At 64.3% G+C, this 14579-nt stretch carries 14 protein-coding genes; 9 read left to right on the top strand and 5 right to left on the bottom strand.

What is annotated here, in order from left to right; all coding sequences use genetic code 11:
• Nucleotides 1–52: 52 nt before the first annotated feature.
• Entirely contained in the window at nucleotides 53–628 is a 576-nt protein-coding gene (locus JOY29_RS01875; protein ID WP_300974510.1) for a GIY-YIG nuclease family protein, read from the bottom strand.
• A gap of 289 nt (nucleotides 629–917) precedes the next feature.
• Here JOY29_RS01875 and JOY29_RS01880 point away from each other — a divergent pair, with 289 nt between their 5' ends.
• Nucleotides 918–1292, top strand: coding sequence for a lysozyme inhibitor LprI family protein (locus tag JOY29_RS01880; RefSeq protein WP_300974511.1), 375 nt, complete (start codon nucleotides 918–920; stop codon nucleotides 1290–1292).
• Between the two features lie 600 nt (nucleotides 1293–1892).
• Here JOY29_RS01880 and JOY29_RS01885 read toward each other — a convergent pair.
• Nucleotides 1893–2165: a hypothetical protein gene (locus JOY29_RS01885; RefSeq protein ID WP_300974512.1), complete on the bottom strand. Its 273-nt coding sequence runs from the start codon at nucleotides 2163–2165 to the stop codon at nucleotides 1893–1895.
• A gap of 376 nt (nucleotides 2166–2541) precedes the next feature.
• On the opposite strand from JOY29_RS01885, the gene JOY29_RS01890 reads away from it, so the two are divergent.
• On the top strand, nucleotides 2542–3429 hold the full coding sequence (locus JOY29_RS01890; protein WP_300974513.1) for a TIR domain-containing protein: 888 nt from the start codon (nucleotides 2542–2544) through the stop codon (nucleotides 3427–3429).
• A 28-nt stretch (nucleotides 3430–3457) separates the two neighbouring features.
• Nucleotides 3458–5248 carry a hypothetical protein gene (locus tag JOY29_RS01895; protein ID WP_300974514.1) on the top strand — a complete coding sequence of 597 codons (1791 nt, stop codon included), beginning with the start codon at nucleotides 3458–3460 and terminating at the stop codon, nucleotides 5246–5248.
• Here the strand turns inward: JOY29_RS01895 and JOY29_RS01900 are convergent.
• Nucleotides 5245–5694, bottom strand: coding sequence for a potassium channel family protein (locus tag JOY29_RS01900; RefSeq protein WP_300974515.1), 450 nt, complete (start codon nucleotides 5692–5694; stop codon nucleotides 5245–5247). The genes JOY29_RS01895 and JOY29_RS01900 overlap by 4 nt on opposite strands.
• Before the next feature lie 38 nt (nucleotides 5695–5732).
• Complete coding sequence (locus JOY29_RS01905; RefSeq protein WP_300974516.1) at nucleotides 5733–8027, bottom strand: serine/threonine-protein kinase; 2295 nt, start codon at nucleotides 8025–8027, stop codon at nucleotides 5733–5735.
• 89 nt (nucleotides 8028–8116) lie between these two features.
• Between JOY29_RS01905 and JOY29_RS01910 the strand changes: the two genes are divergently transcribed.
• Nucleotides 8117–8818, top strand: coding sequence for a protein phosphatase 2C domain-containing protein (locus JOY29_RS01910; RefSeq protein ID WP_300974517.1), 702 nt, complete (start codon nucleotides 8117–8119; stop codon nucleotides 8816–8818).
• Here JOY29_RS01910 and JOY29_RS01915 read toward each other — a convergent pair.
• On the bottom strand, nucleotides 8793–10250 hold the full coding sequence (locus JOY29_RS01915) for a hypothetical protein (protein ID WP_300974518.1): 1458 nt from the start codon (nucleotides 10248–10250) through the stop codon (nucleotides 8793–8795). The genes JOY29_RS01910 and JOY29_RS01915 overlap by 26 nt on opposite strands.
• 110 nt (nucleotides 10251–10360) lie before the next feature.
• Between JOY29_RS01915 and JOY29_RS01920 the strand changes: the two genes are divergently transcribed.
• The 5 genes from JOY29_RS01920 to JOY29_RS01940 all read left to right on the top strand — a co-directional run bounded on the left by JOY29_RS01920 (nucleotide 10361) and on the right by JOY29_RS01940 (nucleotide 14569).
• Nucleotides 10361–11146, top strand: coding sequence for a DUF2569 family protein (locus JOY29_RS01920; protein ID WP_300974519.1), 786 nt, complete (start codon nucleotides 10361–10363; stop codon nucleotides 11144–11146).
• Between the two features lie 412 nt (nucleotides 11147–11558).
• Nucleotides 11559–11732: a Flp family type IVb pilin gene (locus tag JOY29_RS01925; protein WP_300974520.1), complete on the top strand. Its 174-nt coding sequence runs from the start codon at nucleotides 11559–11561 to the stop codon at nucleotides 11730–11732.
• A 153-nt stretch (nucleotides 11733–11885) separates the two neighbouring features.
• Complete coding sequence (gene cpaB / locus JOY29_RS01930) at nucleotides 11886–12773, top strand: Flp pilus assembly protein CpaB (RefSeq protein ID WP_300974521.1); 888 nt, start codon at nucleotides 11886–11888, stop codon at nucleotides 12771–12773.
• On the top strand, nucleotides 12763–14271 hold the full coding sequence (locus tag JOY29_RS01935) for a type II and III secretion system protein family protein (RefSeq protein WP_300974522.1): 1509 nt from the start codon (nucleotides 12763–12765) through the stop codon (nucleotides 14269–14271). Before cpaB ends, JOY29_RS01935 begins: the two co-directional genes overlap by 11 nt.
• Entirely contained in the window at nucleotides 14261–14569 is a 309-nt protein-coding gene (locus JOY29_RS01940; protein ID WP_300974523.1) for a hypothetical protein, read from the top strand. Before JOY29_RS01935 ends, JOY29_RS01940 begins: the two co-directional genes overlap by 11 nt.
• Nucleotides 14570–14579: the final 10 nt, after the last annotated feature.

Raw genomic sequence — 14579 nt, forward strand, 5'->3', positions numbered from 1 at the left:
AGCTTATGGCCAGCGTATTGATACTGCATTTTCGATGTCGCCGGCACGCGCGTCATGAGTATTCAGCGAGAAGCGTCTCCTCTCCAGGCTGGAGGAGCGAAAGAAGCGCCTCCTTAGCGACCGCGTACTTGCACCTAAAGACCTCGCGAGATTGCGTGACGTTGCCGCCGCGCTCCCACTCCAGGTCTACGCAGTAAGGGCGGAGCAGTTGATGCAGCGTTTTCTCAATCTGCCCGGCTCTCGCCAGATGTATTGCCGCAACTATTCTCCAGTTGTGAATTCCCGCATAGCCCTCAAGATTTGCGATGTAGATCCGATTTGACGGGTCGTCCGAGAAGCCAACTTTTGTAAGCCGCCCGCTCTTCGCGATGTAGACGAAACCAGAGAGGCGGCTTCGTTTTGCGTAAGCTATGTAGCTCGTGTTGCACTCGGGACACCCTCCTGCAGTTCGCATCGTGTGGCCTCGCGGGCAGGGCTTCATTCCATAAGCGAACAACTTGCCTTCTTGTTTGAGTGCCACCGTATAAGCGGCTCGTGTCATTCCTGAGCAGTCGAGCACCCAACCCTCGGGCTGCTCGAAGCCATGCTTCTGCAGGAATCGAACGTGTTTGGCTGTGAGCTTCGCCAAGTGGCGCTCCTGAACATTGCTCCGGCATCACTATGTTGCCAGCACCTGCCTCAGAGTGTCCACTGGGGCACTTCAACTTATGAAGATCGAGCTAGCGCCAAGATCTCCCAAGTTGGCCATCGATGAGCCGAATTTAGCTCCGCGTGAACGAGGGTCGGCTATTCCTCAGGGCTCACCCGAAAGCAGCCGGTCGGCTTTCCACCGCCAGCAGAGAGCTATCCGTTCCGAAAACGTTTTTACTTTCTGACATTTACGGAGGATACAGCACGGGCTTTAAGGGGATACAGCAATGCTCTTGGTGTTGGCAGCAACGATGGCCTCGCAAAACCCATGCGCTCAGATGAGCAGCGCCTACGAAATGCGGGAATGCGGTGTGAAGCAGCTCGAGGCGATCGACCGAGACCTTCAGAAAAGCTGGGAGCGGGCAATTAGCCGCGCTCGTACCGAAGACCGCCTCTATGATGGACCAGGGCCCGCAGGTGAGTGGGCCGCCGCACTGACTAAGTCGCAGCAGAACTGGAATCGCTACCGCGATGCCCAATGCACGGCTGAGTCCCTAAAAATGCGTCCTGGAAATGGTACCATGGGGCTCGAGTTGAACTGCCGCATCCGCATGGGGCAAGCGCGGATCACAGAGCTGGAGGTGCACTTCGACTTTAGGTGAGAGGCCCTGCCTTACGGTGGGTTTCTCTGCCCGAACCGTGCTCGCCAGTAGCGCGACCCCGCTTAATGCTTCGCGGGCGCGAGACTGTCCGTTATCAAGGTGTGCCAACGCGAATGCCGTCGTTCCGCTTCGGACCGATGGCAGACGTACAACGTCCTGAATGAAGGTCCTTTTAGGAGCGTGGGCAAGGTCGGCCTAAACTGCACGACCAGCGCAAGCAGTAGTGGTGTTCTCGTGTGAACGGCTGTCCGTCGATCTGAGGTGACGAAGGTTGGGGAGGCGACTTTTGCTACAAAGTTCTGCTACAAAATAGCGCTACAAACTCGCGGCAGAATGCCCTAACTCTCTGATACGGCTAAGGGCAAAAAACATGGGTGGGGCTCCTGCCGCCCCAGCCAGTTCAAGGTTCCTGCGACCAGTGGCGCTGGGGCCTGGCCACCCGCCCCTCAGCAAGCCGGTAAAGAGGCCCCCTTTCTCTCCATGGTCAAGTCCATGGGCACAACTCCTCTGTGCCCGATGAGCATCGACCAGCAGGCGCCTCAAGGTTGCGGCAGACCTTGCTCCGGCGGGCAAGTCGCGCCTTGCAGCTTGCGTACGGCCTTATGGACAAGCATTGCGCTTCTTGAACGAGGCTTCGAGCGCAGTGAGCAAACTGACAAGCGGGGTCGGATCCGGGTCAGAGCCCCGTTCCTTTGCAGCAACGAAATCGTACAACTTCGTCCTCGCTCGTCGCAACGTGTCCAGCTCTGCCTTGGTCGCGCAGAGTTCCTGCTCAAGGCCGCTTTCGAGAAGGTCGAAACATGTCCACGTCAACGCGGTAGGCTCGTCGATCTTTGCCCGGATGTTATCGATCAGATCCACGTGCTTCATCACCTTGGGCTCCTTAGCAACGGCGGGTGAACGTAGCTGCCTGTTGCGGCCGGAGAGCACGCCCGGACCGCGGCACTTCTCGATAGCCAAGCTGGCTGGCAGGAGAGTGCCAATATCAAGATCGAAGTGCAATCGAGCGGGGACGGGCGTCGCGGCTACTCCCCGACTCCTGCTTGCCGCACTGAACAGGCCTCGTCTTTGACCCTGACCCGAAGCTGGACAATGCTCGATCGATCAGGCCCGCCAGCATGCGGGTGTTCTCGACTCTTAACCCAATTTAAACCACAAGATACGCGCGAAGCGACTCGGCCGTAGTGAGCGCGCGCTCGTCAAAGTGGAGGAGGAACGGGCATGCCGCCCGGCCAGGGAACCAAGCGCTTTGTCAGGGACGGACATCTTCATCTCCTACAGCCGTGCGGACCGGACTGTTGCCAAGCATCTCGCCCAAAGGTTCGAGGGTGAAGGTTTTACGGTCTGGTGGGACGCTGCGCTCCACTCGGGTGAAACCTTCGACGAGGTGATCGAGCGAAATCTCCGCGCCGCGAGAGCCGTCGTCGTTCTCTGGTCGCCTCGCTCGGTCAGCTCACGCTGGGTGCGTGCAGAAGCCACGCTTGCGGATCGTCTCGGAAAGCTTGCTCCGGTCGTCATCGAGGACTGCGAGCGGCCGATCATCTTTCAGCTGACCCATACCACGGACCTTACCGAATGGACCGGCGATGCGGGGGATCCGGTTTGGCGGCGGCTTATCGATGACCTTCGACGAAATACGCAGAGGGCGGAAGTGGCGTCGGCTGCGGCGCCGGCGCCTTCGGTGCGGCGGTTCGATCCGGCAACTGCCGATGCCCGACCAAGACCGGTGGCCTTTGCGCCGAGGCGGGAAGAGGTCTTCGTCGCGGCCGAGGAGAGCACCACCCAGTTCGCGGTCCGCCAGGACGACCCCGACGAACCCCTGCTGAGCAGCTTCCACGCGCTCGAGATCGCCGTGGACGGCAGGTTGGAAAGGCGCTTCGTCGTCACCGCCAACGGACTCAGGATCGGCCGCACGCCGCCGTCCGACGTCATCCTAGCCGACCCGATGATCTCGCGCGCACACTGCCTGGTGGAGCTCGCCGACGACCGGCTGCGGGTCACCGACCTGCGTTCGACGAACGGCACCTTCATCGACGGGATCAAGGTCACGGGGTCGGCCTTTCTCGAGATCGGGTCCGTGCTGAAGGTGGGGAAAGTCGAACTGACGCACAGGCTCGGGAGCCCGGACGAACGTTAGTGTCCGGCAAGTGGGGGAAGGGCAGAAGTTGACCAACGGCAGTCCTCCGCGGCCGCGCATTGCGCTGAACATCGGCATCACCGGCCACCGGGCAGGCGTCCTTTCACCGGAGCTCGTCGAACGCACGTCCCCGATACTGGAGCGGGTGTTCTCGCAGCTGCGGAGCGCGACCGAGCAGCTGCGGCGCGAGAACCCCGACCTGTTCTCCGACGAGGAACCGCTGTTTCGGCTGCATACCCCGCTCGCCACCGGTGCCGACCAGATGGCTGCCGACGTCGCGCAGCGAACCGGCTTCAAGGTGCGTGCGCTTCTCCCTTTTGCGGCTGACGAATATAGCGCCGATTTCCGCAAGGGCCGCGAGCTGCGCGAATTCACGCAGCAGCTCAAGACGGCGGACGAGGTCTTCGCCCTTCCCTCCGATCGCACGGATGCGAACGCGGCCTATGTCCAGGTCGGCAAGGCCGTCATTGCAGCCTCGGACATCCTGATTGCCGTCTGGGACGGCGGCGACGGAAACGGTCCGGGCGGCACCGCCCACGTCGTCGACCTTGCACTGACGTCGGCGGTGCCGGTCATCCACGTACCGATCGACCGTCAATGCGGTTCGGCCGGCGAACCGCGCCTGATCTTCGGGCGCGACCTCCTCGAATTCGAGGCAAGGCCGCTGTCGATGGCGGCGGACGTGCAGGCACTGGTGCAGGACGTGCTGGTTCCAAGCGACCCCTTCGAACGTCGGCACATCCGCGGCTATTATGGAGAGGCGGAGCGGAAGGCCAACCTACGCATCGAATATCCGCTTCTACTCGCGCTGCTTGGAGTGAAGAAGCTGCCGGGCCGACCCTGGCGCCAGAGCTCGGTCGCCAGCGACATCGAGAATGACTGGAAGGACGTGCGGGAGCCCGGACCGCCAGAAGCGCGGCAGCCGCTTGCGCTCGCCTACGCCTGGGCCAACTACCTTGCGATCCGCTATGCCCAGCTCTTCCGAAGCGGCCACATCACCAATTACGTTCTGTCGGCTCTTGCCGTGAACCTCGCCCTGTTCGGGCTGATCATGCCCTCGATCAAACTCTATCTGGTGGTCGCCGAGCTGGGCGTGATCGGGCTCCTCTTCTACAATACCAATGCGGGAACGCGGGGCGACTGGCACCGCAAGTGGCTGCAATATCGCTACCTTGCCGAGACCCTTCGGCCCTTTCTCTACCTCAAGCGGACCGGAATGATCGGACCTCCGTTTCGCAGCGAGCTGGCGCATGGCGCGGTTCACCGCCGCGGCGGAGTGGACTGGACGCGGTGGTATGCGGCGGCGATCTGGCGGCAGATGGACTGGCCCGTCGGAGAACTTTCAGCGGCTTCCATCCGGCAGTTGGCAGACGACGTCGTGGCCGAGCAACTGCTGCCACAGGCGGTCTACCACAAGGTGAATGCCGAGCGGATGCACAAGCTCGATCATCGCCTGCATGAGATCGGCAACTTCCTCATGGGAGCGGTGATTGCCGCCTGCGTTCTCTACGTTGGCGGCTATTTCCTTGTTCACGAGTGGACCAAGAACCTGACGGGCGCCTTCATCTTCCTGACCGCCGGCCTGCCCGCCATCGGTGCTGCCGTGTTCGGCATGAGAGGCCATGGCGAGCACCTGCTCGCGGCAAGTCGCTCGGCGCACACCGTCAAGTCGCTCACCGGCAACGTCGAGCGGCTCCGGCAGGCAGGCAAGCTCGATCAGCTCGCCCGTGAGCTGGAAGGAAGTGCCAGCATCATGTTGGCGGATCTCAACGAATGGACGGCAAGCTACAGCGAAAGGTCCCTGGAAATCCCGGCCTAAAGCCGATCGCTGTCGTTCGTCGAGCGGGTCCAGAGCCGTTCCATGGCGAGGTAGGTGAACGAAGCGCTCCAGGCGATAAGCACCAGGCCCGTCAATGCTTCCATTCCCGCGATCACGCGGATCGGCCCTTCCGGAACGATGTCGCCGATCCCGAGGGTCGTGTAGGAGGCGATCGAGAAATAGAAATGGTCCTCGAACCAGCCCGGCCCACCGGTCACGGCACCCATGAGGCGACCGTAATCTGCCCAGTCGAGCCCTGAAAGCGCGAGGGCGAACAAGACGACTTCGAAGACGTGCGTCGCGAACAGGACCAGGATGATGAAGAGCAAGGGATGGCTGATCCGGCGCGGCCCGTCGACCAGGCGTTTGAGCTGCCGCAGCACCAGCAGGTGAACGTAGCAGCATAGCGCCGTCAGCATGGCGGCAACCACCAGCGAGATAAGCAACTCGTTCCCCCCTCAGCCTTGCAGTGCGATCGCGGCGACTAGCGCTTCGATGCGTCCGTGGAACGCTTCACCAGGAATACGAGATAGGCACGCGTCTGCCGGGCCTGCTTGATGAGCGGATCGGCCTGGCGGTCGGATCGGATCCCACGAAACGAATCCTTGAGACCGGCAAGGCTGGCATCATAGGTGCGCGCCAACTGGGCATTGGACCGAAGAAGATCGTAAGCCGCACGCTGTTCGGGCGTGGAGCCGGGACTGGCCCGCTCGCCCATGCGGATCACGTCGCGAGCCATGCCGCGACCTTCGTTGACAAGGCCGTTGAACTGGCTCGTCGTCGCCTGCGAGAGCACATCGGACGAGGCGGTCGTGACGGGCACCGCAGTGGCCGCGGGCGCCTGGCCACCGGTGACGACACGCGGCGGAAGCGTTCCTGCGCTTGGCTGCTTTGGCAATGCCGCCTTTCGACTTGCGTCGGCCAGTTCGGCCAGGCGTTTTTCGTCACCGCTATGCAGGGCTGCAATGGCCTCGGCTGCCCCCGAATAGGAGCGATAATGCGCCACCGTCGCGCGCGCCTGTGCGAGCGCGTCTGCCGCGCTTGTCGCGGACCGGGCGCGTTCGGCAGTCCCCCGCACCTCGGCAAGGCTGGCCTGGAGATTGGTCACGGCGGCTCTGCGATCGTTCGGAAGCGTGGCAGGATCGGCATTCGACCAGGCGATGCGCGAGGATAGTTGCGTCGAGCGCTCCTCGACGCTCGTGACGAGGCCCGCGGCCAGCGCCGCTGCGGCGGCACGCGTGCGGTCGTTCGCTTGCGTTTCTTCCGGTGCCGGCGTCGCCGAAAGCTCGCCGGCGAGGGCAGTAACGGGCTCGAGCAGCGAATCCGGCACCTTGGCCGCGCTCGCCTCCTCGGCCAGGCTGTTCATGCCACTGGCGAGGTCGGCCACCGGCACGGGGGCCGCGGCCGCGGTCCTGGTCGGGGCCGACACGTCGATGGCCCCATTTTCGGCGGTCGGCGGCGTATCGTCGCCTCTCAGGCCAAAGCCGACCGCGGCCACGGCAGCCAATGCCAGGGCCACGCCGCCGGCAAGCAAGGGCTTGGAGAGGCCGATGCGTGTCGGTTCGGCGGAAGGGGAGGAGGCCAGGGAAGCCGCCTGTGCTTCGGCCTTGCGATCACGCTCCGGCGCTTTCGCGGCCGAACGGGCGGTCGGCGTTGCGGGGGACGCCGGGGTCTCGCCAGTCTGCGGCGCCGCGGCCTCAGCCGACTTCTTCGACGCCTTGGTGTGGCCGGCACGCTTGAACTCGGCCTGGCTCGGCCGATCCGGCACCCCGGTTTCGATCGGCCTTTGCGCGTTGCCGGACGCAACCGGCGCGATGGGGACGATCGCTTCGGATGAGGTGTCGAACGGTACGATCCGGGTGACGTCCGCAATGTCGTCCTCGTCCGGATCGGCAGGCGCCTCGAGCATTTCCAGCCAGGCGGCAATCGACTGGGGACGGTCCGCGGGACGAACCATCATCGCAGCGTCGACGGCCTTGAGGAAGTTCCTGCTGTAGCCAGGCCACACGCCGTCCGCCAGCGCCTCCCCCGCACCGCCGTGCATCCGCTCCAGCACCTCCGGAGGCTTGGTGCCGGTGACGCATTCGTAGAGCACGACCCCGATGGCATAGATGTCCGTCCACGGACCCTGCTCGAACGTCTTCACATATTGCTCGATCGCCGCGTAGGGCGGGGTGTGGAAGGTGACCTTGGTGCTGGTCGCCTCGGCCGCCTCGAAGCGGGCCGAGCCGAAGTCGATGAGCACCGGCTTTCCGCTGTCGTTGATCAGGATGTTCGGCGGCTTGATGTCGCGGTGGAGGACTCCAACCCGGTGTGCGCGGTCGAGCCCCTCCGCGATCGGCTTGACGAGCGCGACGAGGCTGCGCTCGTTCCACTTCTGGCCCTGCTTGATGAGGCGGGAGAGCGAGACGCCGTCCTCGAAGTCCATCACCATGTAGGCGGTGCCGTGGATCTCGAACAGGCTGCGCACGCTGACGATGTTCGGGTGGCGCGACGGCGTGGACAGGTTCCACAGCAGCTTGGCCTCCTCGACGAACTTCTTCAGCCCGAGCGCATGCACTTCCTCGGCATTGGAATCGATCGGAACCACCGTCGCTTCCGCATCGCGCTCGCTGATCGAGCTCGGGAAATATTCCTTGATGGCGACCAGTTCGTTGAAATAGATTCCGCGGCCCTTGTAGACGATGCCGAAGCCGCCGACGCCGAGCACTTCCTCGAGGCGCCATTCGCGAAGCACGGTTCCGGGCGGTAACGCCTTGGTGCTGTACGCCTTGTTCAACGCGCGCCCCCCTGACCTGCCTTGAGATTAACAAATCGCATAATCCTCCGTTGATTGCTAGTGTGGGAGGCTTGCCAGGGAGGGGACCCATGCGGTTCGAATGTGTCAGCAGGACCCACGTCGGCCTCAAGCGACCGATCAACGAGGACAATTGCCTGCTTCGTCCCGAGAAGGGGCTGTTCGTGGTTGCGGACGGGATGGGCGGCCATGAGGCAGGGGAGGTGGCGAGCGCCCGCATCGTCGAGGCTCTGACCCGGCTGGAACCGGTCACGGAAGCCACGGTCGTCGCGACCCTTGAGCAGGTGAACGACGACCTGCTCGAGCTTGCGCAATCCGGTGAGGCGTCGCGCACCATCGGCAGCACCGTGGTCGGCCTGCTGATGGACGGCGGCAGCCTGTCCTGCTTCTGGGCTGGCGACAGCCGTGCCTACCAGCTCCGGGATGGCGTGCTGACCCAGCTCAGCCGCGACCACAGTCTGGTCCAGGAACTGCTGGACGCCGGCATGATCGATCCCGACCGCGCCCACGCGCATCCGAACGGCAATGTCATCACGCGGGCAGTGGGGGCTTCCGACACTTTGAGGGTTGAGGTCGCCAGGAGCGAGCTGCGCGCGGGGGACCTTTACCTGCTCGCCAGCGACGGCGTGACCCGGGTGGTGCCGGATGAGGAACTGGGCGCTGCCCTCAACGCGCCCGCCTCGTCGAACGAGATCGCCGACGGCCTCGTCTGGACCATCCTCCGCCGCGGCGCGCCGGACAATCTGACTATGGTGCTGGTGCGGGTGGGGTAGGGGCTTCGGACATTGCGTGTTCGGGCCCTGGCGCCGATGCCAGCCGATCGAGCCGCTGTGTCCGCCAGCGCAGCAGGATGAGCGCGACCAGCAATGGCGCGATCCAGATCAGACGGCTTTGATATCTGTCATGCACGTCGGAAAGCGTGCCGGTGACGAAGGCATTCGCGACGAGTGCCGCCACCGTTGCCAGGAGAGCGGAGCCGGCAACCTGGTCCCTTCGCCGCCAGGCAAGTGGAATGAGCGCGAAGAGGCCGATCAAGCCCGCGAAACTGGCGGTTCCGGTCACCACTTGCAGCGGCACGGTCTTCAGCTTGCCCTGCATCTGCGCAGAGCCGTTCACCTGATCTCGCAGGTGAGGTCGAAAACGGCTGAGTGCTCCCTGGATCGCACTTTGCTCGGTGATGCAAACCTGGGGGCACTCGTCATCGAGGACGGCAAAGGAGAAGAATTGCTCGGTGGTCGCTTCCACCGCGGCCTTGGCAAACAGGCCGGGCGATTGGATGAGGGCACCGCGAGCGGCAATGCCCAGCTGCGTATCCCAGTCGACGCCCTTCTTGTTGTCTCTCTGCTGCCAGACCGTTGTCCGGAAGATCGAGTCCGGAGCCCACAGGAGTTTCTGGCTATCGTCGTGGAACTGAGGCGCGATCGCACAAAGATCCTTCACCCGCGGATCGACCGGGCAATTCCTGGCAAGCCATGGCTTGAGCAGTCCATCCTCGTTGAGGCTGGCGTACAGGAAAGCAGAACTGCGCGGCGCGTAGGTGATCCGGTGGAAGAAGGCGCCGTTCGCAAGCAACTGGCACCCGATGATGAAGAGCACGGTAAGTGCGAGTGCGGCCGCCCGGTGCATCACCCCGCGGAACGACAGCCCTGCGATCCACAAGGTCAGGATGGTCGCCGATGCGCTCGCCACCAGGATGGCGGGGAATGTACTGTGTGGAAGGCAGGCGGCGGCGGCGGCAAGCCAAAGCAGCGGCGAACCGGCGGCGTGCGGGTCCCGACTTGCGCACAGCCACCCCAGAAGAAGCACGACGACCGCGTAGGCATCTGGCATCAACTGCGATGCATGAAATGGCCCGGTCGTGACCACCAGGATGATCGGCAACACCCACTGCCAGTTCCGGGCCTCAAGTCGCTTCGCGAGTGCGAAAAGCACGAGCAGGGTCGCGAGCAATTGGGGAACAAGCCCGAGCCAGAGCCCCGAAAGGCCGTTCCAGGCCATGAGCGGACGCAGGAAGGCGCCGTAGAAGCTGCTTCGGTCGACGAGCCAGAAGTTGCCCCAGGCAACAAAGAGATACCCACCAGTGTCTGGGAAAAAGTGCGGCAATCCATTCCAGATGGCCGGCCAGATGAGCGCGAGGAGGATCAGTGCGGCGACCGCCAGGGTCGACGGGCGCACCCATGCCGCAGGCTTCACGAGCGTCGACAACAACCCCTCCCCGTTGAACTGGAACTCGTAGCGACCTTAACCCATTTACCTGATCGAAAGGGGAGTGAACGACAAGAGTGGGGCGAGCAGGTAGAAGGACGGCGTCCCGCGTGAAGACAGTTCCAGTCATCGCTTCAGTGTCGCGAACCCTTCACCGGCGCTCACTTGGTGTCCTCGAGTTGCTCGAGGTTCGCCTGCCCCAGATCATGCTTGGCTGGTTTGCCGTCGTCGCGATCGCAAGCATCCTTCGAGTCGCGATCAGTCCCGTCGCCGGCGCCGCGGTGAGCGGCGCGATGCTCCTTCCTTACCTGCTCCTGATCGGCGCTCCGCTGGCGTCGCTGCTGCTGGCACTCCGCTGGTTCGAGAATGCCGAGGCCATGCCACAGCCGCAGCTACGGCTGGCAATCTATGGCAGGTGGCGGAACGTCACCGCGGCCGAAGCCGCTCGTCATCCGCTGTTCGGGACCAGCGGCATCATGGTATCCCTGCTGGTCGGGATGCTGATGAACGTCCCGTTCCGCGCCGCCGAATATCTGATGACCATGCCGGCGCTTGCGACGAACGCACCGGCCTGGCTGTCGGTGCTGCACTTCTGGATGACCTTCGATGTCGTGCTGATCAGCAGCCTCTACGTCATCTGCTTCGCGGCCGCATTCCGTCGCGCACCGGTGTTTCCGCGATTGCTGGTTCTGGTGTGGCTGCTCGATATCGCGATGCAGCTGGTGATCGCGCAGGGCGCGGTCGCGGCCGACTTGCCGGCAAGCGTGGCCGGCCCGCTGCATGACCTTCTCGAGAAGAACGTCACCAAGGTGCTGATCAGCATGGGGCTGTGGCTGCCTTACCTGATCCTCTCGACGCGCGTGAACGTTACCTACCGGCGTCGCATACCGGCCTGAGAGCCTTGAAGGCCGCGCTCGGCGGGCCGTCCCACGCCGAATCGCCTGGCAGATTCGTTTCTCCAGCGTTCCGAAGGCGTGTTGCCAGTGCCGCAACCTGTGCGAAAGCGGGACGCTTCGGCTTTCGGCCGAGGGGAACCATGCCGCCGGTTGCGAGAACGAAACATGCGCTAAATCAACTACATAAGCCGATGTACTCTGCGAAATGAGTATAATCGAGGTTAAACAGACATGCTTGACAAAGAGTTAAGCGTGGCACCTCTTGGTCGAAGCGATGCGAGTTGGAAGACCGGGTGGAGAGTGGGCCAGTTTCAGGGGCCGGCCGCCAGTCAGGTCCTCCGGATCGCGCCGCCTGGGGATGTGCAGGGGCCAGCGCGCCTGCCTTCGGAACGCAACAAAGGGGTTTAAGCAAATGTCGAAGTTCATCAACATGCTCAAGGACGAGTCCGGCGCGTCGGCGGCGGAATATGCTCTGATCCTCGCGATCGTCGGCACCGCCATCGCTCTGGCCGCCGTCGGCCTCGGCAACTCGATTGCCGGCGCCATGAACGGTGCCAAGACCTGCATCGACAACAAGACCTGCTGATGGGTTGCCGCCCGCCACGGGTGTGGCGGGCGGCTCCTCATTTCAGCGTAACTGTTGCGTATGCGTCATGGCTTAACGATTGATCCTGCGTTAAGTTAGTCCGCCAGGGGGACAAAGCGGATGCTGAGAAGGCAATCTCTGATCGCACTGGGGGTGGCCATCATACTTGGCCTCGTCGCAGTCTATCTGGCGAACATCTACCTGACGTCCCGTTCCGGCCCGGATCAGGGTCCGCCCGAAGGCATGACCCGCGTGGCGGTCGCCGCCGTGCCGCTCGGCTACGGCCAGGAACTGACCGTCGAGAAGATCCGCTTCGCGGACTTCCCCACTTCCGCCCTTCCCGCCGGCGCCTTCAAGAATGCGGCCGAGCTGCTGCCGAATGGCAAGCGCCGGGTGGTGCTTCGGCCGATGGAGGTGAACGAGCCGATCCTCGGTTCCAAGATTTCCGGAGAGGGGCAGGGCGCGTCGATCGCCGCCACCCTTCCCGACGGCCGCCGTGCCGCGACCGTGCGCATCAACGACGTCTCCGGCGTCGCGGGCTTCATCCAGCCGAACGACAGCGTCGACGTGCTGATCACCCGAGTCCTGGCGGCAGGGCCGCAGGTGACCGACGTCCTGCTGCAGAACATCCGAGTCATCGCGATGGGCCAGCAGGCGAACAACGAGACCGGTCAGCCGGTGGTGGCAAGCACCGCGACCCTCGAGGTGGCGCCGCTCGAAGCGCAGAAGCTGGCCCTTGGGCAGCAGGCGGGCACGCTCAGCCTCGTCCTCCGCAAGCCGGGGGCGCAGGAAGACATCCAGGGCATCAAGACGATCAGCATCGCCGACCTCCGCTACAGCCTTTACGGCACCGCTCCGCCCGCCGCGCTGACCGCGGTCGCCCGGCCGGTGTCGCGACCGGCCTCGCGGCCGGTGCGCCGGACGGCCGCGCCTAAGCGGGCTCCTGCCGCACCCGCGGCGCCAAGCGGAACCAACGTGCAAGTCGTCCGGGGCACTGCAGGCAGCGATTATCAGGTGGGGGGTTATGCTGGTGGCAGGTAAGGGAAGGGCGCTCGTCGCCCGGCTGGCGCTCTGCGCCACGGCGATGGCGGCGCTCGCCGTGCCGGCGGCGGCTCAGGCGCAGCGCGTGCTCAGCGAAACGGACGCCGTGCATGCCGGCGAACTCGTCGTCCCGGTCAACAAGAGCCAGGTCCTGCGGGTCGACCGGGCCTATTCGAAGGCGCTGATCGGAAATCCGGAGGTGGCCGATGTGCTGCCGCTCACCGATCGTTCCATCTACGTGCTCGGCAAGAAGATGGGCACCACCAGCCTTACCCTCTACGACCGCTCGAACTCGCTCATCGCCGTCATGGACGTCGCCGTCGGGCCGGACGTCATCGGGCTGCGCAAGCAATTGTCCGAACTGGTCCCGGGCGACCGCATCGGGGCGAGGATGAGCAACGACAGCATCGTGCTCGAAGGCATCGTGTCCAATGCGGTGTCCGCCAATCGCGCGGTGCAGATCGCCGAAACCTATGCGCCCGGGAAGGTCGTGAACCTGCTTTCGGTCGGCTCCGCCCAGCAAGTCATGCTCGAGGTCAAGTTCTCCGAGGTGAAGCGCTCGGCCCTCAAGCAGCTGGGTGCGGGCTTCTTCGTCGGGTCGGACGGCGGCAAGTTCGCCGGCGCCATCGGTGGTGGCGCCGGGCTGGTCGGCAACGGACCGCCGACGCTCGGCTCCATCGCCGACAGCTTCGGCGTCTTCACCCGAACCTTCCGTGCCTTCGGCACGAACTTCGAGGCCGCCTTCGACGCACTGGAGCGCAAGGGGGCGATCACCACGCTGGCGGAACCGACGCTGGTCGCGCTGTCGGGCGAGACGGCCAATTTCCTCGCCGGCGGCGAGTTCCCGATCCCGGTTGCCCAGGGCAATAGCGGGGGAACCGGCACCGGGACGGGCGGAAGCGCCATCACCATCGAATTCAAGCCGTTCGGGGTGAGCCTGGCGTTCACTCCGACGGTGCTCGCCGACGGTGTCATCAACCTGCTGGTCGAGCCCGAAGTGAGCTCGATCGACAACAGCGCGTCCATCGTGGTCAACAACCTGCGGATCCCGGGCCTGCAGACCCGGCGGGCGAAGACGACCGTCGAGCTTCGGGACGGCGAAAGCTTCGCCATGGCCGGACTGCTCAGGAAGGATTTCTCGAGCACGGTCCGGCAGTTCCCGGTGCTTGGCAACATCCCCATCATCGGAAGCCTGTTCCGATCGACCAACTTCAATCGGGACGAGACCGAGCTGGTGATCATCGTCACCCCGCGCCTGGTTCGTCCGGTGCGCCCTGACCAGCTTGCTGCGCCCACCGACCGGGTGAAGGGGCCGGCGGACGTCGACATCCTGCTTCTCGGCCGAACCGACACGGGAGTGCCGCCGGTACCGCCGGTCAGCGGAGCGACGCCGCGCCCGAACCTCAACGCACCGGCGACCATCAGTGGTGGTGCTGCAGCGGCGCCTGCCGCGTCGGCGCCGACCGGCCTCGAAAAGGACTACGGACATGTCCTGTAAGTGGATCGCGCCCGTACTTGCGGCGGGCCTCCTGGCGGCATGCCAGAGTGTCGACCCGGTCAGCCAGTCGCCTGATCCCAGCTTCGGCGAAGTGACTGCCCGCAACAAGATCGTGCAGGTGATCAATCCGGATCCGGCCTATCCCGCCGACGCGGCGCAGCCAGGCGACAATGGCGAGCGGTCCGCAGCGGCGGTGGACCGCTACGAAAAGGGTAACGTCAAGCAGACGGTCAGGGTCAGCACGGGCGGCACCGGCGGTGGCAGTGGAGACAGTGGCAGCGGCAGCGGTCCAAACTGAGGTGTTGTTC

The sequence above is a fragment of the Sphingomonas sp. LHG3406-1 genome (assembly GCF_029637485.1).
Taxonomy (GTDB): Bacteria; Pseudomonadota; Alphaproteobacteria; order Sphingomonadales; family Sphingomonadaceae; genus Sphingomicrobium.